Annotated in this window: 21 protein-coding genes; 8 read left to right on the forward strand and 13 right to left on the reverse strand. The window is 43.5% G+C overall.

Translation table 11 applies throughout. The features are described from left to right. Nucleotides 1-17 precede the first annotated feature (17 nt). On the reverse strand, nt 18-1,028 hold the full coding sequence (locus tag F0232_RS12700) for a DMT family transporter (RefSeq protein WP_105058017.1): 1,011 nt from the start codon (nt 1,026-1,028) through the stop codon (nt 18-20). 91 nt (nt 1,029-1,119) lie between these two features. Between F0232_RS12700 and F0232_RS12705 the strand changes: the two genes are divergently transcribed. Both F0232_RS12705 and F0232_RS12710 read left to right on the forward strand, forming a co-directional pair. Further along, a complete protein-coding gene (locus F0232_RS12705) occupies nt 1,120-2,046 on the forward strand; it encodes a LysR substrate-binding domain-containing protein (protein WP_061031194.1) in 927 nt (308 codons plus the stop codon). 45 nt (nt 2,047-2,091) lie between these two features. Continuing rightward, nucleotides 2,092-2,412 carry a heavy metal-binding domain-containing protein gene (locus F0232_RS12710; RefSeq protein ID WP_004730185.1) on the forward strand — a complete coding sequence of 107 codons (321 nt, stop codon included), beginning with the start codon at nt 2,092-2,094 and terminating at the stop codon, nt 2,410-2,412. A 99-nt stretch (nt 2,413-2,511) separates the two neighbouring features. Here F0232_RS12710 and F0232_RS12715 read toward each other — a convergent pair whose 3' ends face one another. Together F0232_RS12715 and F0232_RS12720 are read right to left on the reverse strand one after the other, a co-directional pair. After that, nucleotides 2,512-3,768: a peptidoglycan DD-metalloendopeptidase family protein gene (locus F0232_RS12715; protein WP_105058016.1), complete on the reverse strand. Its 1,257-nt coding sequence runs from the start codon at nt 3,766-3,768 to the stop codon at nt 2,512-2,514. 143 nt (nt 3,769-3,911) lie between these two features. Beyond that, on the reverse strand, nt 3,912-4,751 hold the full coding sequence (locus F0232_RS12720; RefSeq protein WP_008217164.1) for a tetratricopeptide repeat protein: 840 nt from the start codon (nt 4,749-4,751) through the stop codon (nt 3,912-3,914). Nucleotides 4,752-5,027: 276 nt separating this feature from the next. Between F0232_RS12720 and F0232_RS12725 the strand changes: the two genes are divergently transcribed. After that, nucleotides 5,028-5,543 carry a cytochrome b gene (locus F0232_RS12725; RefSeq protein WP_105058833.1) on the forward strand — a complete coding sequence of 172 codons (516 nt, stop codon included), beginning with the start codon at nt 5,028-5,030 and terminating at the stop codon, nt 5,541-5,543. Between the two features lie 83 nt (nt 5,544-5,626). Here the strand turns inward: F0232_RS12725 and F0232_RS12730 are convergent, their stop codons facing one another. The 7 genes from F0232_RS12730 to F0232_RS12760 form a co-directional block, all read right to left on the reverse strand. Continuing rightward, nucleotides 5,627-6,061 carry a hypothetical protein gene (locus tag F0232_RS12730; protein WP_061031197.1) on the reverse strand — a complete coding sequence of 145 codons (435 nt, stop codon included), beginning with the start codon at nt 6,059-6,061 and terminating at the stop codon, nt 5,627-5,629. Nucleotides 6,062-6,108: 47 nt separating this feature from the next. Continuing rightward, nucleotides 6,109-6,375 (reverse strand): hypothetical protein, encoded by a 267-nt coding sequence (locus tag F0232_RS12735; RefSeq protein ID WP_061031198.1) that lies wholly within the window; start codon nt 6,373-6,375, stop codon nt 6,109-6,111. Between the two features lie 227 nt (nt 6,376-6,602). Continuing rightward, nucleotides 6,603-8,387, reverse strand: a complete 1,785-nt coding sequence (locus tag F0232_RS12740) for an ABC transporter ATP-binding protein (RefSeq protein WP_105058014.1) — start codon at nt 8,385-8,387, stop codon at nt 6,603-6,605. Beyond that, nucleotides 8,381-10,144: an ABC transporter ATP-binding protein gene (locus tag F0232_RS12745; protein ID WP_105058013.1), complete on the reverse strand. Its 1,764-nt coding sequence runs from the start codon at nt 10,142-10,144 to the stop codon at nt 8,381-8,383. The genes F0232_RS12740 and F0232_RS12745 overlap by 7 nt, the downstream gene beginning before the upstream one ends. A 229-nt stretch (nt 10,145-10,373) precedes the next feature. Next, on the reverse strand, nt 10,374-10,886 hold the full coding sequence (locus F0232_RS12750; protein ID WP_105058012.1) for a hypothetical protein: 513 nt from the start codon (nt 10,884-10,886) through the stop codon (nt 10,374-10,376). Nucleotides 10,887-10,899: 13 nt separating this feature from the next. Then, nucleotides 10,900-13,011: an LruC domain-containing protein gene (locus tag F0232_RS12755; RefSeq protein WP_105058011.1), complete on the reverse strand. Its 2,112-nt coding sequence runs from the start codon at nt 13,009-13,011 to the stop codon at nt 10,900-10,902. Nucleotides 13,012-13,584: 573 nt separating this feature from the next. Next, nucleotides 13,585-14,103, reverse strand: a complete 519-nt coding sequence (locus F0232_RS12760) for an NUDIX hydrolase (protein WP_004742421.1) — start codon at nt 14,101-14,103, stop codon at nt 13,585-13,587. A 368-nt stretch (nt 14,104-14,471) separates the two neighbouring features. Here F0232_RS12760 and F0232_RS12765 point away from each other — a divergent pair, with 368 nt between their 5' ends. Beyond that, nucleotides 14,472-14,735: a DUF333 domain-containing protein gene (locus tag F0232_RS12765; RefSeq protein ID WP_061031205.1), complete on the forward strand. Its 264-nt coding sequence runs from the start codon at nt 14,472-14,474 to the stop codon at nt 14,733-14,735. A gap of 196 nt (nt 14,736-14,931) precedes the next feature. After that, on the forward strand, nt 14,932-15,609 hold the full coding sequence (locus F0232_RS12770) for a hypothetical protein (RefSeq protein ID WP_061031206.1): 678 nt from the start codon (nt 14,932-14,934) through the stop codon (nt 15,607-15,609). Between the two features lie 4 nt (nt 15,610-15,613). On the opposite strand, the gene F0232_RS12775 is transcribed toward F0232_RS12770, so the two are convergent. Continuing rightward, entirely contained in the window at nt 15,614-16,492 is an 879-nt protein-coding gene (locus F0232_RS12775) for a YdcF family protein (RefSeq protein ID WP_105058010.1), read from the reverse strand. A gap of 312 nt (nt 16,493-16,804) precedes the next feature. Here F0232_RS12775 and F0232_RS12780 point away from each other — a divergent pair, with 312 nt between their 5' ends. The 3 genes from F0232_RS12780 to F0232_RS12790 all read left to right on the forward strand — a co-directional run bounded on the left by F0232_RS12780 (nt 16,805) and on the right by F0232_RS12790 (nt 21,052). Then, a complete protein-coding gene (locus F0232_RS12780) occupies nt 16,805-18,175 on the forward strand; it encodes an L-serine ammonia-lyase (protein WP_019820442.1) in 1,371 nt (456 codons plus the stop codon). Between the two features lie 415 nt (nt 18,176-18,590). After that, complete coding sequence (locus F0232_RS12785) at nt 18,591-20,069, forward strand: peptide MFS transporter (protein ID WP_081090286.1); 1,479 nt, start codon at nt 18,591-18,593, stop codon at nt 20,067-20,069. A 200-nt stretch (nt 20,070-20,269) separates the two neighbouring features. Next, the gene (locus F0232_RS12790; protein WP_105058009.1) at nt 20,270-21,052 is read left to right on the forward strand and encodes a siderophore-interacting protein; all 783 of its coding nucleotides are present in this window, start codon (nt 20,270-20,272) and stop codon (nt 21,050-21,052) included. Nucleotides 21,053-21,190: 138 nt separating this feature from the next. Here the strand turns inward: F0232_RS12790 and F0232_RS12795 are convergent, their stop codons facing one another. Continuing rightward, complete coding sequence (locus F0232_RS12795; protein WP_061031210.1) at nt 21,191-22,093, reverse strand: EamA family transporter; 903 nt, start codon at nt 22,091-22,093, stop codon at nt 21,191-21,193. A 156-nt stretch (nt 22,094-22,249) separates the two neighbouring features. Then, nucleotides 22,250-22,954 (reverse strand): phosphonate utilization transcriptional regulator PhnR, encoded by a 705-nt coding sequence (phnR, locus tag F0232_RS12800; RefSeq protein WP_061031211.1) that lies wholly within the window; start codon nt 22,952-22,954, stop codon nt 22,250-22,252.

Genomic DNA, 22,954 nt, shown 5'->3' on the forward strand with positions numbered 1-22,954 from the left:
ACCGTTACTGACAAGGTTTAGCGCTTAACTATTGGCTGTAAACCCAACACCGAGCTCTCTTTGGAGTTGCTCGTTGGCTTGGCTGCTTGCCCGTCTTTACTACGCTTTTTAGCTAACAAGGTATTAGTGATGCTCGCAGCAACAATCAGGTTAATACCAACCAACTGCTGAGTAGAAAATACATCATCAAAGAACACACCTTGCCACAATGCGCTAAACAACATGTTAGTGAAAATTAGTGGCGCCAGTTGAGAGCCACTCTCTGCAAGCTTATAAGCCTTTGAGCGGAAGATCTGTGTATTAACAGTACATAGCGCTAATCCAAATGCCCCGATTCCAATCCAGCCGATTTGGTCAACCGCCTTTAAAGTATTAAGAATGCCTGAGTCAGCCTGCACTCCAGAAACGCCTTGTACTGAGGTGAATACCAACATCGGGATAACCAATATTGCTGCAACTAAAAACGTCCAAGCGTTAAGTTCTGCCGGCGTGAGACTAGTTTTAGAGGCACGATACAAACTCACCTGTGACGCTGAGTTGAATACTCCAGCCAGCAAACCAAGCAGCAATTCAGGCCTCAAGAACTCAGAGCCAAATTTAAACTGCGACCAATCCCCTGCCATCATCACAACACCAACAAAGGTTATCGCTAAACAAAATATGGTTGTTGTATGAATTTTGGTTCCAAACATTAACTTTTCTAACAACGGTATAAACAAAGGGCCAGTACTGAATAGCACCACACCTTCTACCAACGTTAAGGTTTGTAACGACGTAAGAAAACACCACTGACATGCCACCATAAATATCGCCCGCATCACCAATGGCTTCCACATACGCCCCGTCGGCCTACTAATTTTAGAAAAGATAAGAAACAAGAATAAGAGCAGGCTAGGTAACAAAAAACGAACAAAGCTCAGTAACGAAATAGGCATCGCTTCCGATAGATACTTCGCCACTAAACCGCTTAAAGACAAACTGAATGTCGACAACAACATGAAAGTCGTCGCCTTGGTAATATCAGACATAATTATCACCTCCTATGCTGTCTATTTTAGAAGCGTGACGTCATTAAAAATAGCGAGTAATATTAACCATAACTGTAAGGAAAACTTACCAATGAAAAAGCTCGTTCCGCTAAAATCCGTTTACGCTTTCATTGCTGTTGCAGAGACAGGCAGCATGACCGATGCCGCTCGTGTGTTGTATGTCAGCCACTCTGCGGTAAGCCAAGCCATCAAGTCCTTAGAACAGCAGGTCAATAAGCCTCTATTTCAGCGAGTAGGTCGTCGTGTTGTTCTAAATGCCGCAGGTAAACGCTACTATCGCAAAGTTGCTCCCGCACTGGAGCAAGTGATAGAAGCCACTGAAGAGCTAGCAAAGACGCCTAATGACCATCGCATCACACTCAACATGGTAAATTCGCTCGCCATGCACTGGTGGATCCCTCGAGTCTCTGACTTTCAATCTTTTGCTCCATCACTTGATATTCGAATTTCGACACTAACAGGCCCTTTCGATATTGAACAAGAAGGGGTTGATATTGCTCTTGTACATGGCAAGCCCAATGAGTGGGAGCGGTATTACAGCGAAAAACTGGGCGATGATGATCTGGTGTTGGTGTGTAGCCCTGCGCTCCTCAAAAGTAATGAGAATTTAAGCGTCAAAAAGCTTGTTGAGCAAAACTCCACGATTGGTGTCTTTAACCCGAGGCGAAAACACGACTGGCAAGTGTGGTGTGATCATTACCAAATCCCGATGCCAAATTTTCACAGCAACCTAACGTTTGATGTGTCGATTCAAGCGGTACAAGCCGCGATTCGTTCACTAGGTGTATTAGTCACCCATCGCTTGTTTGTAAAAGATGACATTAGCCACGGCATGCTGGTTGAGCTTGGTGCCCCCGTTGCTAACCCACATCAAGATTTCTATTTTGTTTGCCCAAAAAACAAGTTAAAACAAGAAAGTGTGCTACAACTGAGAACATGGTTAAGGCATGAATTTGCCAATTCAGACATGACACTTAGCGATACAACACAAGAATAGAATAACGACAACGTCCAATAGAACCGTTACTTACAAGAGGCCATTATGATCATTACCACCACACAATCTGTCGAAGGTAAACGCATTGTCGACTACAAAGGAGTTATTGCCGGAGAAGCTATCTTAGGGGTGAACGTATTCAAGGATATGTTTTCTGGCATTCGTGATTTTGTTGGTGGGCGCTCTGGCACCTACGAAAAGGAACTCGAAAAAGCCCGTAACTATGCATTCAAAGAGCTGGAACAGAAAGCCATTGAAGCTGGTGCAAATGCAGTGGTCGGTGTCGATATTGATTACGAAGTACTTGGAACAGGTAACGGCATGCTAATGGTATCAGCCAGCGGCACAGCGGTAGTAGTGGCTTAATTACTCGCTAAGTCGTGATTACCTATAAAAACGCCCCTTAGCTAAATCACTAGCTAAAGGGCGTTTTTGTATGCGTTGCTAGGTTAGGTTTGAATATCTCTAACTCGCACGGCCTGCTGGCTCAGAGATCATGGCATCAAAAGAAGCGATTCGAGCCAAAAACTCTTTTCTATCTTTAGGCATAATCGAACTTGCCATCGGTAAATTCGCCTTCATCGCATCCACGGCTCGACCACGAACCAACACCTCAAAATGCAAGTGAGGACCAGTGATACGCCCCGTTGCACCCGATAGCGCAATTTTCTGACCTCGTTTAATTTGCTGCCCTTTCTTAACTAAAAAGCGGCTCAAGTGAAGATAACGCGTCGTGTATACGCTGTTGTGTTCAATCACCAAGTATTTCCCGGCATAAGGGTGGTCACGAAGCGCTACAACCCGGCCGTCACCCGTTGAATATACCGGAGCGCCCACTGGCGTCGCAAAGTCAGTACCATTGTGCGGCGAGATTCGGCCTGTCACAGGGTGTCTTCGTTTCGGGTTGAACGATGAGGTAATTCTTCGGAACTTTCTGTCGACAGGGTATCTATCGAAGGCTTGCTCTAGACTGTTACCCTCTCTGTCATAAAAAAGGCCATCTGGCGCTAAAAACGCTGCTACTTCTCGGTTTCTTAATTGAATGGAGATGCCTTGAACTTCTGTTTTTCCCGTTAAGTGATTGTCTGTGTACTGCTCTTTGACCAATACATTGAAGCTGTCACCGGCTCTAAGCTCACGAGCGAAGTTAACTTTATCTTTCAGCGTACGAGTAATATTGGCTATCTGAGCCGTTGTAAGCCCCGCTTTGTATGCCGATGTTGAAAAGCTACCATGAACACTGCCCGCATAGAGTTTTTCTTTCCATTCGCCTGGTATCTCGTGGAATTTATAGGTGAAGCTCCCATCATCATTTCGAGTAAAGGCAGCTTGCTCAACCAGACTTTCGTGGAACACCAACTCAACAAGCTGTTTGGAGTCACTATCTAAAAGCAACTCTAAGTGGTCACCGGGTTTTATTGTATCGAGTTTCAAGGATTCAAGATCCGCTTCCATTACTTTATGAACCGTTTCATAAGGCAGATTCCACGATTCGAATATGTTACTCAGTGTGTCCCCTACTTTTACAAAGTAGTGAATTTTGATCAATGAGCTCGAATTAGCTTGTGGGTGCGCCTGTTCCTCACCGTCCGTGTGTAGTTCTTGATAAGGCGTTACTTTTATTGAAATTTCTTTTCCCGGTTCCGGATGGAAAGAGAGCAAAGCGGCAAGTGAAAATGCACTGATCGCAACAACAATCAGGATAATGCGGAGGTACTTCATAAAAATTAGCAGTTATAACAAGGAACTTAAAAAGTGTTATAACATAACAATCAAATCAAAAAAACAAACGAAATGTAAGAAACCGTTCTTTTGGAAGCATAAAAATATGGTGGGCTTAAGAAACCCACCATAGCATCAAAGCTTTATTCTTCACGAAGCGCCTCAAAACGCTCTAAGCCTCGAAGCATTTCGAAGTCCGGTTCTTCAGCCAACAACTCTCGCATTGAGCCACTGGCTTCGACAGAGCGTTCTAGGTCGTCAATAGCTTGTCCTTCCGCCCCTAACCTTGCGTAAGCACACGCCCGCTGATACAGAGCATGAGCGTTCTGGTCATCCACCTCTAACACGCGATTACATAAGCTCATCGCCCAATGGTACTCTTGAATATCCATTGCTGCGTCCGCTTTGTAGGTTAATGCTTCCAAATCCCCGGGACGAACCTTCAAAATCTCATCATAAATTTCAATTTTCTGTTCCGCGGTTTGCGCATTTTGCGCCCTTAACCATAGATTGTGGATCTCATTGATGATTTCGATTTCTCGGTTGTTCTCTGAAATGATTCTGGTTTTGCGTTTAAGATCCCTCTCTAGAACATTAAACTTCTTCTCATAGTCTTGGGCAATGTCGTTGAGTCGTCGATCTGCCATCTCTTTAGTGGTGTGTTTTAACTCTTTGAGCGACTGCCAACCAACCAGTGCAATTAACGAAGCAACACCAGCAATGATATAGAAGAAATACGTTACGGTAACATTGGCGTAGTTGAGCGACTTATCTGCTACTGCGAGCTCGCGATCGGTCATCTGAATAGTGAGACGTCTTTCAAGATCCTGCTGTTCGATTCTCAGCTGCTTCAACTCATCCAAGATATAACGTTCCATCAAGGGTCTATCCAAATACTCTTGATCCGAGTATTTATTTTCTTCGCTTGCAAAACTCATCGTGCTGAACACTGAGATAACTGCAATCAATAAGATTCGAAGCATTATACAATCCTTATATATTTAGCTTTAACCTAACTGTATCTCGTTATAGGCATACAAGCTAGGAAGTCGGCAAGTTTGCCTTATCTATATTGGAATTAACACTCTAAAACATCATTGATAATTATAAAACACCTGAAGCAACATCATTAATTTCTAAATTATAAAAATACCAAGTAATACTGTTCTATATAATTAATTCGCGATGCGAATATAGAGTCATTTGATTTATTGCATCGAGATGAAACTTATATTAATAACGATCAGAGCGAGGTTAATTTGAATAATCCAAGATACGATTTAGTAAGCCGTGTACTGCACTGGGTAATGGCTTCTGTAATCATTTATGCCACAATCGCAGGTTATGTGATGCACTATGTGACCAGTCATCCAGAGCTGTTTTCATTCTTATCTGTGCTTAACATGTCATTGGCGACCGTTGCGACACCATTGCTCATGGTTCGTTATATCTGGAGCCACTTTCGCTCTTCTCCAAGCATGCCGACATCAATACCAGAGGGGCAAAAGTGTGTGGCTAAGCTAGCTCACTCTTTAATGTACCTCGCCATGTTTATGGTGTTCAGTACAGGTTATTTGATGCTGGAACAGCCATACTCATTATTCTGGCTAACCACAGTCGAAAACCTAATTAGCAACCCAGTAATCAACAGCTTCTTCTTTTATTTACATCGTGCCAGTTGTATTGCCCTAGCTTGTTTGATTGTTTTACATATTAGCGCAGCACTTAAACACCACTTCGTCTCTAAGAACTACGTATTAAAAATGATGATTTAAATAATACTGTGAGACTTTGGACTTAAAGCTCGACCAACAAAAAAGCCATAGCACTTCTGCTATGGCTTTCTTTTTCGGCGTGATTAATTGGATTGGTTATCCAGCATCACTTGCCAGTATTCACATTTAGCAAGAAACTCTTTTAGGTAGAGTTCAGGGTTAGCTAGCTTCTCGCCGCCCTTAACATCAGCACCAGTCACTCGCCAGAAACTGCGAGTCACTACGTTTCTATGATAAATAAAATCGCTAAGTTCGTTTTTTTTCAGCGGTAGTTGTTCACCGAACGTCTTCTCATACAAGCTGAGCGTTGCTTCTTGGTGGCTCGCCTTCTCTCTCAAAAAAGTATCTAGGTCTAAACCGAGCTCTTTCTGAGCATCTTTTGACAAGGTTTTCGCTAATTTAGAGATCACATTAAACAGCGCCAACTCTACTTTTTGGGCCGCTAGTAACGATGCACCCAAAAGTGCATGTTCATTGGAGATCTGTTGCTCTGTTGCTGAAACGGTAGCTGTTGTCACTGTGTTAACCTCAAATTGTCATAACGGATATTATTGAGCGTTTCTGATTACGCGCTTTTGCTAAGCTGAGCTCGTTCAGCGTCAACGATCACGAAGCCAGTTGCGTCTTCACTTTTCTCTACTTGTACTAAACCTTTGAAGCCAATTTGCGACAGTTTCTTCGCTAGATGCTCAGGTGCGGTTTCAAAAACCACCGACATGAAAGGTAAATGCTCTGCGGAAACAAAGCCATGCTCGTTAAACAGGTCCATTGCATGAGATAAATGGTCTGAGTCGGTTAATTCAATGATTTCTACAACTTCTTCCAACAACATTTTCGATTCCATATTCGCCAGAAAGTGACTGACACAAGCACGTAAATTTGCTCGCATACATCCCGATGCCCAAAGACACCCCTTTAGTAGTAGGGAGATCATAACATATTAATAATCGAAAAATATGTTTAATTTCCCTAACCTACTGGGAATATTAGAAAACAAATTGGTGAAGCATAGACAAGACCAATTCGTCTTATTGAAAGCAACAGCCTGATTTTAGGCAATTAGGCTACCGTAGCTTGAGAATCACCCGTTTCTACAATCGATTCTTGTAACAAGCCAGCATAAATACCATTGTGCGCCACCAGCTGTTGATGATTACCTTGCTCAACAATTTCACCCTTTTCCAACACCAAAATGGTGTCTGAGTGACGAACAGTACTCAAACGGTGGGCAATCGCAATCACGGTTTTCTCTTTGAACAGACGCTGCATCGCTTTTTGAATGAGATCCTCGGTAATCGAATCTACCGAACTGGTTGCCTCATCCAGCATCATCAGTTGTCCCCCTTGAGCAACGGCTCTTGCAAACGAGATAAGCTGAGTTTGTCCAACCGATAGATTTGCCCCGTTCTTATCTAGTTGGAAGCCATAGCCTTGAGGCAGCTGTTCAATAAATTTATCGGCATAAACATAACGCGCCGCCTGCTCAATCTCGGAACTTGATAGATGTTCTTTACCTAGTGCTATATTGAAAGCAATCGTCTCTTCGAATAAATGCACATCTTGCATCATCATCGAGAACAAATGTGCCGAGTCTTCACTAGAGATCTGCGACAGCTCAATGCCATTCAGCAGTATACTGCCTTCATAGTCTTGGTAGGTTTTCGAGATCAAACGCAGAATCGTTGACTTACCTGAGCCTGTAGAGCCCACCAGTGCGATTTGATGCCCTTTCTCCAATACAAATGAGACGTTCTTTAGAACGTGCGGAGCATCGCCTTTGTAGCGGAAGCTTACGTTCTTAAACTCAAGGCTTTCAAACTGCTCTAACGGTTTAGCAACCTGCTCTGATGGCAGTAAGTTACGCCCCTCTTCTTCGGTCGGTTCAACAAACAACTCTTCGATATGGTCGAACGCGGCAAATGAGCTCTGAATTGATGCAATTTGCGAAGTAAAATCTCGGATCGGCACGAACACTTTTTCTAAGGTGTTGATGAACGCAATCAGCACACCCAAGGTGAGCGCCCCTTCTATCACTTGCTCAGAACCGTACCAAATCATTACCGCGATGGTGATGGATGTGATACCAGAAATGAATGAGAACAGAATAGCGTCGTATTTATTGATCTTTTTCTGCGCTCTCAAAAACTCGTCGGTATAGCCTTGGTAACGTTGTTCGACTTGCTCTTCTGCTCGGTACATCTGTACGGTTTTCATACCAAACAGCACTTCTTGCAAGAAGCCAATACCTTGAGCCAGTGACGAACGAGTCACCTTATACAGAGCACGAAGTCGATTTCTAACATGTACAGTCAGATACATGACCGGAGGCATGATGATCAATACGATCAGCGTCAGCTTCCAATCAATTAAGAACATCATGACCAGCAGCGCAATGGTGTTAATACTGTCTTTTACCAAACCGACAACCGACTGAACAAACGTCTCACCGATGGTTTCTAAATCACTGGTTAGACGCGAGAGCGTGACACCGATTGGTGTATTGTCAAAGTAGCTGCGTGGCAATTTCAAAACACGAGCAAACAGAACTGAGCGCATGTCAGTAATCGTGTATTGACCTGTTTTACGTAGGTTATATGCGTAAGTGGTATCCACGACATAACTGACGATTAGTACAGCAACGAGGTAGAAAACGTATTCTAATAGCCCGTCCATATCACCATGACTCAACTGAACGTCGATCACTTGAATAATCAACCAAGGGAACAACAAGCTTGTGATGACAGAAAGCGGAAGCATCGCAATGCCCAAAATCGCCGATCCTTTGTATTTCTTAGCAAACTTAAAGAAATGCTTGAGGTACTTGAGGTCAACACCTTTTAACATGCTGCTGCCTCCGTTTCATTTTGCTGTAGTAGCCATGTCTCGTAGTAGTAAGCGCAAGTTTTCAGTAGGGTTTTATGGTCGCCCTTAGCAATCACTTTTCCTTCATTCAACACGATAACTTCATCCATATATTCAAGTGCATTAACACGATGCGAGACGACAAGAACCGACTGATTTTCCAATCGTTTGAATAGGCCTTCTAAGATTTTTCTCTCTGTCTCGTAGTCAACGGCAGACAGAACGTTATCCATAATGATGAGATCGGTTGGTTGCAATAGAGCACGAGCAATGCTCAGGCGCTGTTTTTGTCCCCCTGACAACATAATGCCCTTCTCACCGACTAAGGTTTGGTCACCTTGCTCAAAGCGTGTCACATCACCGGCTAATTGGCTAAGCTCTAACACTTCATCAACCTGGCTTTTTGCTAGCTCGGTATCGGCGCTACCAAAACGAATATTCGCTTCAACAGTTGCAGAAAACAAATACGGGTCTTGGGTGACGGTTTTAACGTAACGACGTAAATCGCTACGCGAGAAGCTAGTGATATCTCTCTCACCAAGCAGTACTGAACCTTGTGGAGTGTCTAAGTGATGGTTCAAACAGTTCACCAACGTCGTTTTGCCCGCACCGATTCCGCCTAACACTCCGACTTTCTTCCCTGCTGGAATATCAAAACTGATGTCATCGAGAATCAGACGCTCTTCCCCCAGGTAGCTAAAGCTTAGGTTACGCACGGAGAACGTTTTTCCTTTGAGCGATTTCACATCGAGCTCAGAAAGCTTCTGCTCATCAAGCTCTGGGATTTGGGCATTAAGAATAGTTTGTGCGCTTTGAATACCGACCATACCGCGCTGATAAATAGTCGCGATTCGTCCTAATTGCATCAGCGGCATGGCAAGCAAGACTGAATAAGTTAAGAATGCTGTGATTTCACCTAGGGTCAGTTCCTGTCTCATCAACATAAAACCACCTAAACCTAAAATAATGATTTTCATTAGGTCATTGGCGTAATCGAGAACCGGCATAAAGAAGACTTGGATACGCGTGATTTTAAGGCGACATTCAAGCAACAACTGATTCAGCTTCTCAGTCTCCGCTTTTACCCAAGGTGACATCTGCTGGCTTTTAATCAGATCAATCCCAGACAGATAACTCATCAGTTGTGCAGACAAGTTTTGCAGTCGCTTCATATGCTCTAGATGGAGCGTTTTCATGCGCTTAAAGCCCACTCGGAAAATCACGAAAGCGATTGAAATCGGAATGATCGAATACAGGGTTAGTTCTGGCGATATACGCCACATGTATAGCGGCGTTAGCGATAGAGCGAGCAACGCATTAAAGAATTGCAGAAAGCCAACACCAAACATCAAACGAATACCACTTAGGTCATTGTTAATGATTGAGATTAAACGGCCAGAAGCAAAGCGCTCGTGAAAGCTGTTTGGCAAGCGATTCAGTTTTTGTAGAAGAGTGGTCTTAAGTGAAGCTTCTGTAATTCGCCCGGGGTTAAGCGCGTAAATGCGAGACAGAATCCTAACAACGACCATAGCAACCGACATACCAACAACGATCCACACATAGGACTGCAACTGTTGATGTCCACTTGAAGAGGCGTCATCAATCAGATCTATTGCCAATTGAATATAACGAGGGATTTCTACTTGTAACCAGTTAACGAGAAAAATGAACACAACCGCAAGTAAGTACGAGGTGCGATTCATGCGCAAGTAATGGGCAATAAACTGTCTTTTATTCATAACGTTCTTTGTTGAGGGCAGGCATAAAGCGACATAGTGATACTCTTTAATTAGGGTTGTATCACGATGGTAAAGATACACCAAAAACACTTAGTTGACAATATCAACCACATTCCATTATTCGTCAGTCCTATTCATTTTTTGTATTGCAGAAACAACTTTGCCGCCAATATGGCGGCAAAGATATTAATGGTTCGAATATGAAGCGCTAACTAACACTCATACCATGTTAGAGAATCACATCGACTTGGTCATTTTCTATGCTATATGAGTTTCTAACCTCGCTACCCAATGCTGATGGGTACCACACTTCGACCCAAACTTTATCAACATGGTTGGGCAACAATAGCGTTGTTGAAAAGTCAGTGTCTTCATTAATAGGCATTCTTAACACTTGTGAGGTGTAGTCGACAACGTCCCCATCAAACTCAGTGTACAAGCTCATAAAGCCCCGCGAACTTTGTGAACTTGCGACATCGACCGTCACAGCGACTTCCCTCTCAGTTGAGAAATCAAAGTCTTCCGGTATGGTCAGCTCGACCGATCTCAACACTTGTGCCGCAGGCGCGACGCTAGACGTCACTGTGTTATTAGCAGATGACGAGTTGCCTGATGAAGAATCATCCGCTGGTGGGACAGAGCTTGGAGCTGATGTGGTAGAGCCACCACCACCGCCGCCTCCGCCACACGCAGCAAGGAAGACAAGAGTCACACTACTTAGCATTAGTTTTGATAGTTTCATAAATCCTCCTTGATTAATCTTCAGTAGACCAAGTTTTGTCTGAGTTAGGGTTTAGATACCAAGTCGGTTTAGAAGAACCGCCAGACGTCGCCCATTCTGCAAAGTCTGGGAACGCTTCACTGATATCAATGTACTCGGATGGGTGATTCCAAGGAGATGAAATCAAAATACCCCAAGGCATGTTTTGCGTAGTTCTGTAGTATTTTCCACTACTTGGGTCTGAATCATCTTGTGCCACACCGTAAAAGTCGCTTACTAACGTACCACGTGACGTTGGTGGAAGATCCGCTGTGTGAATTTCAAGATCTTTACCCGGAGAGCCAGTAAAACTAGAGCCATGGTAATAGCCTTCACCTGGACCAAAGATGAACGGGTCGAAACCACTCAATGGTAGAAGTGAACTTACCGTTGGTTGATCGTCGTCGTTAAACGGTAGTGAGATACTGAACGTCATTTGGTCAGACTCAAGAGACGGATTACAAGATGGATTCGTACGGTGGAACATACACTCATCGTTAATCGGGATATCGTTTTTCAAGTTCAACGAAGCGACAACAACAAGGTCACCTCCTGGCGATGCAACCGATTTATCTTCGCCCGTAAACGGTGAGATATTCACACGAGTTGCGCCGTTTTTCTGCACTCTGGCGGTCTGTAAGTCGACATCCGACTCATCAAAGCCACTCAATTTCCAACCTAAGCCGTTACCATAAGAGGCACCGTAGGCCATGATGCTACCGCTGATATCCATACGCAATACAGCATCGTCTTTACTCAGAATGGTGGTTCGGTAATAAACAACAACATCGTTTAAATCGAAGTCACCCACTTCAGGCCAGTTATCTTCGAACGCTGCAGTGTAGTAGTTAGAGTGTTGAATTGTGGTTCCCGGATCAGTCACGTTGAACACGTAATCCTCGACTTCCCCGTCACCAACGTAACCATCACTTGGAATGTTAGGGCTGCTCGCTAGACGGAAACGTGTTTGTACAGTTCCCACACTCGCATCATCAGCCACTCGAATTGGAACCACTTGGCCCCCTTCAACAACCGAATGGTTTTTCAAGATTTGTTCATCATCATCGAAAGTACCACTCAAGTCCCAGTCAGCCCAAGCTTGTAGGTAACCATTACCCACAACGTTAACGTTAATGAGACTATCCAACCCAATTTCTAAGTTAGTTAGTAGCGTAATACCGTCGTCATCATTCCCGTCAACATCCAAGTCATCACCGTTTGATAAGGCGCCCGGTTGTCCGTCAGAATCAGCATCGATATTAGCCCCGAGATAGAGCGTTGAAGAAACAGCATGCTCCGCACCGTTGCTTGCTTGTAATGTTCCATAGGTATCCGGCGCATCGCCGAAATCAGACTCGTCGGAACTCTCTATCGGATTAGTAAAACCACTTAAATCCCAGTTACCATCAAACGCTGAAAAGATTGGATTAGGGAAACCACTGCCACTGGTAGTAACAGTTTCAAACTGGAGGGTAACTATAGAGGTATTTTTGTAGGTAAATTTAACCGCACCTGACGTATCGGTTTCAGAATAATTAGTACCTGGTCCGGTGAAGAGAACTGAATTGCCATCAGCACTCTCTTCAGCAGTCAAACTGGCACTCGCGCTCCCTAGCTGATAACTGTAAAAACCTTCGCTTTTAAATACACGAACTTGCTCTGACTGAACGGGCTCACCATCAATGTCATAACCGATCATTTCAAATTCAGGAATGGTGTAAGGGACCGAGAAAGTACCTGATAGACCATCTGTTCCGTCAAAGAACTCAAAGGTATAAATCAAACCTGCAGAACCGGCTGAGTTAGTTTGATAGAGGAAACCAATATCGCCTGACGGTTGTGTTGCGCCGACTTTGTAATTAGGTGCATGAAACACAAATGTCGCATCACCAAATACGCTACTGGATACCTTAGCATCAATGGTCTTTCCATTGTGTGTACCGACATTGAGGAAGTGCATGGAGGCGCCATCGTAGGTTGGCCCCGCCCAACCACTACTTCCGTTCGTTGACTCTATGTGGTTTGAAAAATCCAAATCCACGATGGTTGCGTGGACTGGGACGCTAACTATTGCGCCAATGAGATAGATAATTTGCTTGTATTTCATAGTAAACCTCGACTTCTTCTTCGCTTGGGCGATTTCCTTGAAAAGTACGTAAACTCTGAACGGCAAAGCTAAATAAATGTCTCCCTAAAATCTGATGCTACGAGACAAAGGATGTCTACTTTTTTATTTTGGTGCCGACACAACGAGCTGCATAAGACAAAGAAGCAAGAGAAGAGCCAAGTTTTTGAACACTTAGAAAATAAACCTAAGCCATTGAAAATATGTCTTTATTTTTCTGTAGACTTATTAAGATCAAAAATAAACAAACACTTTCTTCAAAATAGGAATCAATTTGATGAGGGAATGAGTCAACTTGACAACTTGTCATTGAAAGGAGTGTGATAAGTAGACTCCAAGCAAATAAACATGTCGCTCAAACAGCAGGGAGCTGCGTGAAACTGGAGAAATAATGACTATTGGCTGTAAGCAAAGTTGGGGGGACTGAAAGCGCTAACGATGAACTGCTTAAATGCGGGGTGAAATTAAACAGTTCAAAGATCAATGTCGGCTGCAGTGCAGTTACAGCTGAACAATTACTGCTGTGCTATTACTGCAATATAAGCTTGAGTGAGATTAAAGCATTTCTTTTGCGATCAAATGCAACAAAAACGTCTCGCGCTCAATGCTCATGCCCTTTTTAGGACTTTCGGCCATCGTCTTTTCATTATGAGCAATCGCTTCATGGATGTTCATCCACACAGGCTTCATTCCGTTTTTAACTTCGTAATCTTCGTAAGCCGTCTCACCAAGTTCACGATCGATCTTGCAGGAATAGCAGTAAGAAATCATATGCATGATATCTGCATCATCTTTGTACCAAGGGCGAAACTCTTCAAAAATTCCAAACGGCTTAATGCCATGAATGTTCTTTGCACCCGTCTCTTCTTCAAGCTCTCGGACCATGCCCGCAATCACATCTTCGCCTTCATCTAAACCACCACCAGGGATGGTGTAGTCGTGGTAACGCTCGGTATAAAGCATCAGAATATCTTCACCATCTAAGACAATCGCTCTGGCGGCATTACGCTTATAAACTGTTTTGTTATCTAGGTGATCGATATCTGGGTGAATGGTGGTTTTTAGATGTCTCATGGCTCTGACTGCTCAACTGAATTTGGCGGCATCATATCATAATCAATCATAGATTCGAGGTTCATAGCGATTCACATCAACACGCCTTCTAACTTTGTACCTCATAGCCGATATAGCAAGAAAACATCACATAGCCTCTGAAAAGCCTTCAATCAACAATTAATGCCCTTCTATAACCCGACTAGCTTAGCTTGATCTAGCCCTCAAAAAGCAGCTAAACATGGCGAAATATCAACCTATTTCAATATCTTGACCAAATTAGAACAACCTTTTCTGAAATCTAAAATATACTCATTTGATAGAGCTTCTAATTGGGTTCTGTAGAACTTAACGTATTCAACTATAGAGTTATCACGTAGGAGATAAACATGAAGAAAATTGGTTTGATGGCTGTATTTGCCGTTGTATTAGGTGGTTGTGCAAACGACTATGCAGAGTATAGCGAAGGCCAACGTGTTTCAGTCGCTAATCCAGCGGCCGTTTATTGTGTTCAACAGGATGGCGAATTAGACACGGTCACAGAAAACAATCAACGCACCACTTATTGTGTTTTTGATGACGGTGAACGTATTGAGCAATGGGAATATTACCGAAATAATCATGAGCAAGACTCAGAAGCTAAAAGTGAATAGCGCTCCACTCTGATACCCACCAATCCCTTCCCCTCTTTAATTCAACCAATTACGTAAACTGGCTGCCAATTGGCAGCGGTTTACCGTATATACACACCAATTGTACACTGTTTTATTGCTGACATTTCCCTGACATTGTCAAATTCCAAGCGGATAGAATGCCGGCCTGTTACAAATATTTACAGGTTGAATTGAAATGAAGAACCATTCTAAAACGGAAGAGCAAACTCACATGTCTTTTGAACTCCCTGAGTTCACCCTTTCTCAATCGACCTCTCAAGTGATCTACAAGCGTTGCCAAACCGCTTTAGTCGTTCTCGCTATTGGTATTATTGCTAACTTAGCGCTAAGAATTGATTTTGTATTGTTGAACGGAAATGTTGGTGAGATCTCAGTGACAGAAATGTTGCAGCAGCTGCTACTTATCGTAAGTTCAGGTTCTTTTGCTTACCTAGCGAGAAAGAGAAGTGAAGTAAAACACGCTGCGGCTCTCATTAGCGCCTTCTTCGCTGTACTGTTCATTCGTGAAATGGATTTTTGGTTCGATAAGATCGCACACGGTGCATGGGTTGTTCCTGCTGCGCTAGTTGCTGGTAGCGCTATTTTTTATGCTGTAAAAAACGGCAAGCGCACTATCGATCAACTTGCCCTTATTTTGGCTTCTCCGCACATGAACCTGTTAGTGACAGGCGTAATGTTACTGTTAGTATTCTCCCGCCTATTCGGTATGGGTAGCTTTTGGCACAATGTGATGGGCGATGATTACGTTCGCGCCGTTAAAAACATTGCAGAAGAAGGCACAGAACTACTCGCCTACTGCTTAATTGCGTTTGCTAGCCTAAAAACAGTTCTTGCCATCACCAGAAAAAAATAACGATTTATCGCCACCAGCGATGCGTATGATCCGATTCAGGGTCTAACAATCGATTCAGAAAAGTTAGGTTGGTATCTAGTAACGCTAGGTACTCCCTGACTTTTTTTATATCCGTACCTATTGGAGTACCTCGAATACAGCCTTCCAATACCGGAAGCAGACTTTCCACAATACTAAACTTAGGTGAACTTCCGACTAAGCCTTTTGCTTTCGCCAAGGCTTCCAAGGAAAGCCTTTCTGGCTCCGACCTCACCATCTTCAAATCTCGCTTAAACGCTCCGGCACATACTCCTTCGAGATACACTCGGTACGTTGTAAGCACATCCATCAATAAAAACAGCTGACCTTGAGTCGTTTGGTGAGGATATGGGACTGCAACATGAGCCTCCAACTTGCGATCTATCTGCAGTTCTACGCCAAGCGCCGAACACTTTTCAATGAGAACTTTGAGCAAACCTTGCTCGTCCATTAGCGTTTGAATCTCAAAGATTCGTTGCAAGTGATAGTCATTCGACACAAACGTTATCTTTACACCTTGCCCACGAGTAAACAGACCACTCTCTATCATCTCAGCAGCTAAATTTTGGATGTTTTCTACAGTATTGGTTGAATGCTGTTCTAATAAAATCGCTCCCAGAGTAAACGGGACTTCGCGGAGGCTTTCCAACTCTCGAAAGTATCGGTGCATCGCATCGGCTTCCGAAACACTCTGCCCTTTGGTTACCCCACCACAAAAAGCGACCGCTGTAGACGAGCGACGCTCTGCGTTCAAGAACTCCGCCAGATACTTCACCAAAGCATCAACTCGACTGATTCCTTCCTCAGTCAATTCATTCTCATTAAGCCGTTTACCCAGCACAATAAGGAGGTTATTAATGCTCATTTTATGTTCAAGTCTCGTTTTGGGGATTAGATGGAGTGAATTATGTATACAATACTTGTGAACAAAAGTATTTTGAAATTCTTATAAGTTACTCGCAATAATGCTCACTATTGCAGAGCAACACAATAAGGACTCGACAATCAAAGTGCAGCTTAATAGCACAATAGCACGATCATAGGGTCCACAGGGCTACGCTGGTTAGCGTTAGTTTTAGTTTTAAACAGAGAACGCTTTCACACATATAAGTGAAACGAACAAAATACAAATTTTACACAGAGTTCGTCCATCGAACCGTCTTCACAGGAAGTTACTATGCTGTCTATTTTTGATATCTATAAAATTGGGGTTGGGCCTTCTAGCTCCCATACAAATGGACCAATGATCGCAGGGTTTAATTTTACCCAAAAGATTGAATCTGTACTTGACCAAGTTACCCGTATTCAAATCGACTTATACGGCTCACTATCATTAACAGGTATCGGCCACCACACTGACCGAGCAACCCTGTTAGGTCTACTTGGCAACCGCCCTGATACCATCAAAATAACCAGTGCTAATCTAGCAATGCGCAAAGCGATTGAAGACAAGTCTCTTATGGTGAGTGGTCACCATGAGATTCACTTCGATGTAGAGAGCGACTTGCTCTTTCACAAAACCAATCTGCCGCTTCATGAAAACGGTATGACAATCTCTGCGTTTGATGCGAGCGGTAAACTTTTGGATATGGAAACCTACTACTCGATAGGTGGTGGTTTCATCGCAACTGCAGATGAGCTGCAAAACGGCAAACAAGAGTCTGAAACCCAAGTTGAATTCCCTTTCTCATCTGCTGACCAACTCCTTGAGCTCGCTGATAAGAATGGAATGAGCCTTGGCGGATTAATCCTACGCAACGAAGTATCCTTCCAAGATATGGAAGCCATTGACCAAAAAGCAGATCAAATCTGGAAGGTGATGTCACTGTGTATGCAGCGTGGTTTTGATACTGAAGGTATCCTAGATGGTGGCCTTGAAGTCACACGTCGAGCACCCGCTCTCTTGAAAAAACTTGAAGCGAATGCCTCGATTGAGAACGATCCAATGGAGATCATGGATTGGATTAACCTATTTGCCTTTGCCGTAAGTGAAGAAAATGCAGCTGGTGGCCAAGTGGTCACATCGCCAACCAACGGTGCGGCTGGCGTTATTCCTGCAGTATTAATGTACTACCATCGTTTCATCAAAGAACTGGATACCAAACAGCTCAAAGACTTTTTAGCGGTATCTGGCGCCATCGGTATTCTATACAAAACCAATGCGTCTATTTCAGGTGCAGAGGTAGGCTGCCAAGGTGAAGTTGGCGTATCTTCTTCAATGGCAGCGGCTGGCTTAACGGCCCTTCGTGGTGGCAGTAACGAGCAAATCTGTATTGCCGCTGAGATCGCGATGGAGCACTCACTGGGTATGACCTGTGACCCAATTGGCGGACTGGTTCAAGTACCATGCATTGAGCGTAATGCGATGGGCGCAATGAAGGCGATCAACGCATCACGTATGGCACTAAAACGTACGAGTAAATGTCTTATCTCGTTAGACAAAGTTATCGAGACCATGTACCAAACAGGTAAAGACATGAACAAGAAGTACCGAGAAACGTCGTTAGGCGGCTTAGCGGTGATACACATGGCGCCACCGTGTGAATAGCAGACAAGAACACGAGTTCACAATGCCCTTGTAGAAGGGTCATTCATGTAAACTTAGTTTTCAATATCAAAACAAAGCCAGCCACCAAGCTGGCTTTTTTATTGGCTCGAACCCAACCGGCAATTGAAAGTGATACTCACTTAAAAGCATTTACCGAATGAATCTCGCTAATTTTTCCTTTAATAGTTCATTACTTAGCCACAAATGAAACCGACTAATTTTCACACAATCATACATCCACTAGCAAAATCTAACATTGCAAATTTCATTCATGAAAAATATGAATGTACTCATAAGAAAAGATATATCGAGCAAAGTCCGGTTTGGGAGAGATGTTTCAGTTTATGTATTACTATCAATGGTATTATAATTGGGTAATTACACTACATATTAATACTAATGTGAGAATAAAATAATGTGGAATAGATTAAACAAATCAATGATGTTCTGCCAAATGATGTTTGGACTTTCGTTCTATGGCGTCATGGTGATCTTGACTCGTTTCTTCCTTGAGGACCTGAACTACAACGAAGCCGACACCATGATGGTGGTTGGTGCTTTCTCTGCAATCGGACCGCTGTTTGCTATTGCTGGTGGTTTCATCGCCGACAAATTCTTAGGTGCTTACCGATCTCTAACTATCGCTTTCCTAGGATTCGCGAGTGGTTACGTTTTACTGGTACTCGGCGCAGCAGCAACCAATGTTCCTATGGCATTGTGTGGTATTGCGTTAGCAAGTTATGCACGTGGTTTGATGTCTCCTTCTTACCCAAGTCTCTACAAACGCACGTTCAAAACACAAGAAGATTTTGAAAACTGCTACCCTATCAACTACTCAGTAAACAATATTGGTGCTCTACTAGGTCAATATCTGTTCCCAATGCTAGTGCTTGTTGTTGGCTTCCACGGTGGCTTCCTTCTGTCTGCTGTTCTAGCAGGCGCGGCACTACTGATGATGTTGTTTGTCCGTAAAGGCCTTGTTGAAGCAAGTGCTGAGATCGACCAGCAACCAGTAAGCACTAAAAACTGGGCCGCTTTCCTAGGCTTATCTGCAGCAATGATCGGCTTAGTATTTTTCATGTTCTCTAACATGGATATTGGCCAAAACATCGTTTACGCGATCGGTGCTGCAGCCATTATCTACTTTGTCTCTTTGATGGTGAAATCAAAGAAATCAGACATGCTGAAAATGGGCACGATCTTAATCATCACATTCCTGACTACATGTTTCTTCGTGTACTACGGCCAAATGATGACATCGATGACAATGGTGGCAATCAACACCATGCGTGGTGATCTATTTGGCTTCATTCCTGTTGCACCAGAAGCATCAATGGCAATGAACCCACTATGGTGTATGGTGGCTGGCCCTATCATCGCCGGTATCTTCTCTAGCCTAGAAAAGAAAAACATCAACTTCTCTACAGCAACGAAAGTAGGTTTCTCTTTCATCCTGACGGCTATCGCTTTTGGTATCCTGACGATGGCAGTGACTACCGTTGGTGAAGACGTTCTGATTCGTCCTGAAGTATTCCTAGCGATCCATTTCTTCCTAGCATTCGGTGAAGTAATTGTGGGCTCTATGGTAGTGGCGTTCATCCTGTCTGTGGCACCTAAGCACATCGAGAACTTCTCTGTAAGCTTATTCTCTGTAGCAATCGCACTATCAGGTATCGTTGGCGCGGTATTCTCAACGTCAATTGCACTAGAGAAAGGTCAAGAGATCACACAAGAGATCGTTCAAACAGTTTACGGCGACTACTTCCAAATGCTGACTGTTCTTGCGGTAGTAATGGTAGGTATTGCAATGGGTGCATCTTTCATTATTCGTAAGATGCTAGAAGCAGCAAAAGCCGCTGATGAAACGATTGAACTAGAACAAGCTAACAGCTAACTACTCTCACGTTCAACCGACCTAACCCATCAAGCCCTTCAGTTTTCTGAAGGGCTTTTTTGTCTATATTTTTAATGATTTATAAAAAATCTCACCTTTGGATTTTCATTATGTAAATTATAGTAAATGATAATTATTAGTATTGAGTGTTTTCTGGTTCGAGATTATTATGTGGGCATCAAAATCTAAGAGAGCCTTATATGAGCAAGCCTAGCCCTATCACATTAACCGTTACTCAAACCTCAACCATTACTCCAAACATGCAGCGTATTACGTTTAGCGGTGAGGGATTAAGTAAGTACCCTGCTGAATGTGTAGGCGGCTACATCAAGCTACTATTCTCGCCACTAGGCACCACCGACTTGAGTCAATTAAATGAAGGTGAGCGTCCAACCATGCGCACCTACACCATTCGCCACTACAATCCTGTAGAGAAGTTCATCGAAGTCGATTTCGTTCGCCATATCACTAAAGATCTTCAATGTGGCTTTGCTGCGAGATGGGCAATGAGCGCACAAGTTGGTGATACTATTTCAGTGGCTGGCCCAGGTTTAATTCAGGGGCTGAACCTAGAGTCAGATTGGTTCTTCTTAGTGGCAGATATGACTTCACTCCCTGCGCTCTCCGCAAAAGTAAAAACACTGCCAGAAGACGCAACAGGGCACGCTGTTATCCAGATCAATTCAGCAGCAGACAAGCAAGAGCTAGAAGCCCCTGAAGGCATCAAGATCACTTGGCTAATTGAAGATGAAACATCAGAAACACTATCCCAAACGGTTCGCAGCTTAACGTGGTTAGACGGTCAGGTTTCAGTATGGACAGCGTGTGAATTTGAAAGCATGCGTGAACTCAGACAGTACTTCAGAAACGAAAAAGAAGTCGCAAAAGAGAACATCTACATCAGTAGCTACTGGAAACGTGGCGTCAGTGAAGATGGGCATAAGGTAATCAAGCAACAAGATGCTCAAGCTCTCGCAGACTAGGTCAATCACCACGTAGCCTGCCTCAAGACCAAATAAGAAAACGCCCTTAACGATCAATCCATCGTTCAGGGCGTTTTACTTTCTAATGCCAGAGAGCATTTTCTATCTCTCAAAGCAAGATAGCCTAGTAGGCGCTTTTTAAATCAGTGAGGTAACTAGACCTATAAGAATCAAAACAACGCCTACACCGCGAGTCATGTGCCACTTTTCCTTTAAAAAGTAGATCCCCATCACGACACCGAAGATGATACTGACTTGCCTAAGTGCCACAACCAGGCTGACGTTCTCTGTCATGGTCATCGCAAATAACACTAAGCCATAGGTCGATGCCATCATAATGCCTGCAACCGTGGCTTTCTTACGTAGTATCCACGCGTTGTTAAACTCGACTCTTTGATTGGTCACCAATAACCAAATACTCAGCGGAATCACGATCGCCCAAAATTGAATGCCTAGGTAGAAAATCGCCGTATGTTTATTAGTAATGTTAGACGTGCTTAATGGCTCCAATAACAAAAGCGCTTCTTTATCAATAATGGAGTAACCCGTAGTACCAATAGCCGCGATGAGAGCCCACAACACGCCAAGGTTCAGGTAAGCTTTCAGCCTCAGCTCAGAGAACTGTTTCAATGGAACAAACAAACAACCTAATGTAATCAGTGCAAATCCAACCCATTGATTAACGGAAAGATCGTAGCCAATTAATACGGTTCCCAAACCAACCATCAACACAGGCAATGCTCGAGCCATTGGATAAATAACACCAATATCAGCTTGTTTATAGGCAGCACCTAAACCAATTAGATAAATAATTTGGCAGATCCCACTCAGCAAAACTAATTGCCAAAATGGAAGAGAGATATTTGCAAAGCCAACATTATCGACATACCAGATAAGATAAGGAGTCAATATAGCAGCAGCGGCAAAGCCAGACGCTAAGAAGAAGGATGAGCCAGAGCCTTGGTTTGATTTACCTAGAACATTCCAGCCCGCATGCAGTAGAGCCGAAATAATCACGATGATGATGGCAGAGAATTCCATTTCGTTCCTAAATCATTAGTAAATATAAAATAAAAGCAACAGCTTAATTGAAGTGATAAAAAAGGTCTCTGGATGAGAGACCTTAAATCATTGAAACCGGACGCCCCTACAGAATTATCAGGGACCCGTTAGTTAACTAACACAGTGTCAAAGTGATTAGCGTTCGAGTTGAGCTATCGATTCAATACTGATTGCATCATGACGCCAATACTCAATATCACAGTCAATCAAATCGCCGTTTTGATTGTAGTTAACACGCTCTACCACCATTGCAGGAGAGCCAGAAGTTGCACGCAGTGCTTGCGCGGTTTCACCCAGCAAAGACGTTGTACTCACACGGTAACGAATCTTCTGATACACCACACCAAAGTGCTCACGGTAGATGTCCGTTAGTGATTTAGACAGGTCATAATCGAGCAAGTTAGGAAATAGCTCTGGTCGAATGTAGTTTGTCACATACACAACAGGCCTATCTTCAAGATAACGAACTCTATCTACGCGATAAACATCCGAGAAAGGAGGCAGTTCAAGGAGCTTAGTCGCCTCCTTCGTGGCGAGCATTCCCTTGGCAGAGATCAGCTCAGTTTTCGGCTTACGATTCTGCGCCAGAGCCATATTAGTGAAGTTCAATGTTTGTGTTGGATCGTAACGAAGTGGTGCTGGCGAGATAAACCAACCTCGTCGATCTTCTCGATAAATGCGCCCTTCCGCTTCGAGCGAAGATAACGCTTCACGTAACGTAACGCGTGTTGTATCAAACGACTCAGCAAGCTTACGTTCCGCAGGCAGCTTTTGTCGCGGTGTTAACATCCCAGACTCTATCTGCTCTACGATGACATCTTTGATTTTTACGTACTGCAC

This window comes from Vibrio sp. T3Y01 (genome assembly GCF_013114525.1).
Taxonomy (GTDB): Bacteria; Pseudomonadota; Gammaproteobacteria; order Enterobacterales; family Vibrionaceae; genus Vibrio; species Vibrio chagasii_B.

Coding starts and splice junctions, on each gene's coding strand:
- F0232_RS12700 (WP_105058017.1), bottom strand. CDS start 1,028: ATGTCTGATATTACCAAGGCGACGACTTTCATGTTGTTGTCGACATTC.
- F0232_RS12705 (WP_061031194.1), top strand. CDS start 1,120: ATGAAAAAGCTCGTTCCGCTAAAATCCGTTTACGCTTTCATTGCTGTT.
- F0232_RS12710 (WP_004730185.1), top strand. CDS start 2,092: ATGATCATTACCACCACACAATCTGTCGAAGGTAAACGCATTGTCGAC.
- F0232_RS12715 (WP_105058016.1), bottom strand. CDS start 3,768: ATGAAGTACCTCCGCATTATCCTGATTGTTGTTGCGATCAGTGCATTT.
- F0232_RS12720 (WP_008217164.1), bottom strand. CDS start 4,751: ATGCTTCGAATCTTATTGATTGCAGTTATCTCAGTGTTCAGCACGATG.
- F0232_RS12735 (WP_061031198.1), bottom strand. CDS start 6,375: ATGTTGTTGGAAGAAGTTGTAGAAATCATTGAATTAACCGACTCAGAC.
- F0232_RS12740 (WP_105058014.1), bottom strand. CDS start 8,387: ATGTTAAAAGGTGTTGACCTCAAGTACCTCAAGCATTTCTTTAAGTTT.
- F0232_RS12745 (WP_105058013.1), bottom strand. CDS start 10,144: ATGAATAAAAGACAGTTTATTGCCCATTACTTGCGCATGAATCGCACC.
- F0232_RS12750 (WP_105058012.1), bottom strand. CDS start 10,886: ATGAAACTATCAAAACTAATGCTAAGTAGTGTGACTCTTGTCTTCCTT.
- F0232_RS12755 (WP_105058011.1), bottom strand. CDS start 13,011: ATGAAATACAAGCAAATTATCTATCTCATTGGCGCAATAGTTAGCGTC.
- F0232_RS12760 (WP_004742421.1), bottom strand. CDS start 14,103: ATGAGACATCTAAAAACCACCATTCACCCAGATATCGATCACCTAGAT.
- F0232_RS12765 (WP_061031205.1), top strand. CDS start 14,472: ATGAAGAAAATTGGTTTGATGGCTGTATTTGCCGTTGTATTAGGTGGT.
- F0232_RS12770 (WP_061031206.1), top strand. CDS start 14,932: ATGAAGAACCATTCTAAAACGGAAGAGCAAACTCACATGTCTTTTGAA.
- F0232_RS12775 (WP_105058010.1), bottom strand. CDS start 16,492: ATGAGCATTAATAACCTCCTTATTGTGCTGGGTAAACGGCTTAATGAG.
- F0232_RS12780 (WP_019820442.1), top strand. CDS start 16,805: ATGCTGTCTATTTTTGATATCTATAAAATTGGGGTTGGGCCTTCTAGC.
- F0232_RS12785 (WP_081090286.1), top strand. CDS start 18,591: ATGTGGAATAGATTAAACAAATCAATGATGTTCTGCCAAATGATGTTT.
- F0232_RS12790 (WP_105058009.1), top strand. CDS start 20,270: ATGAGCAAGCCTAGCCCTATCACATTAACCGTTACTCAAACCTCAACC.
- F0232_RS12795 (WP_061031210.1), bottom strand. CDS start 22,093: ATGGAATTCTCTGCCATCATCATCGTGATTATTTCGGCTCTACTGCAT.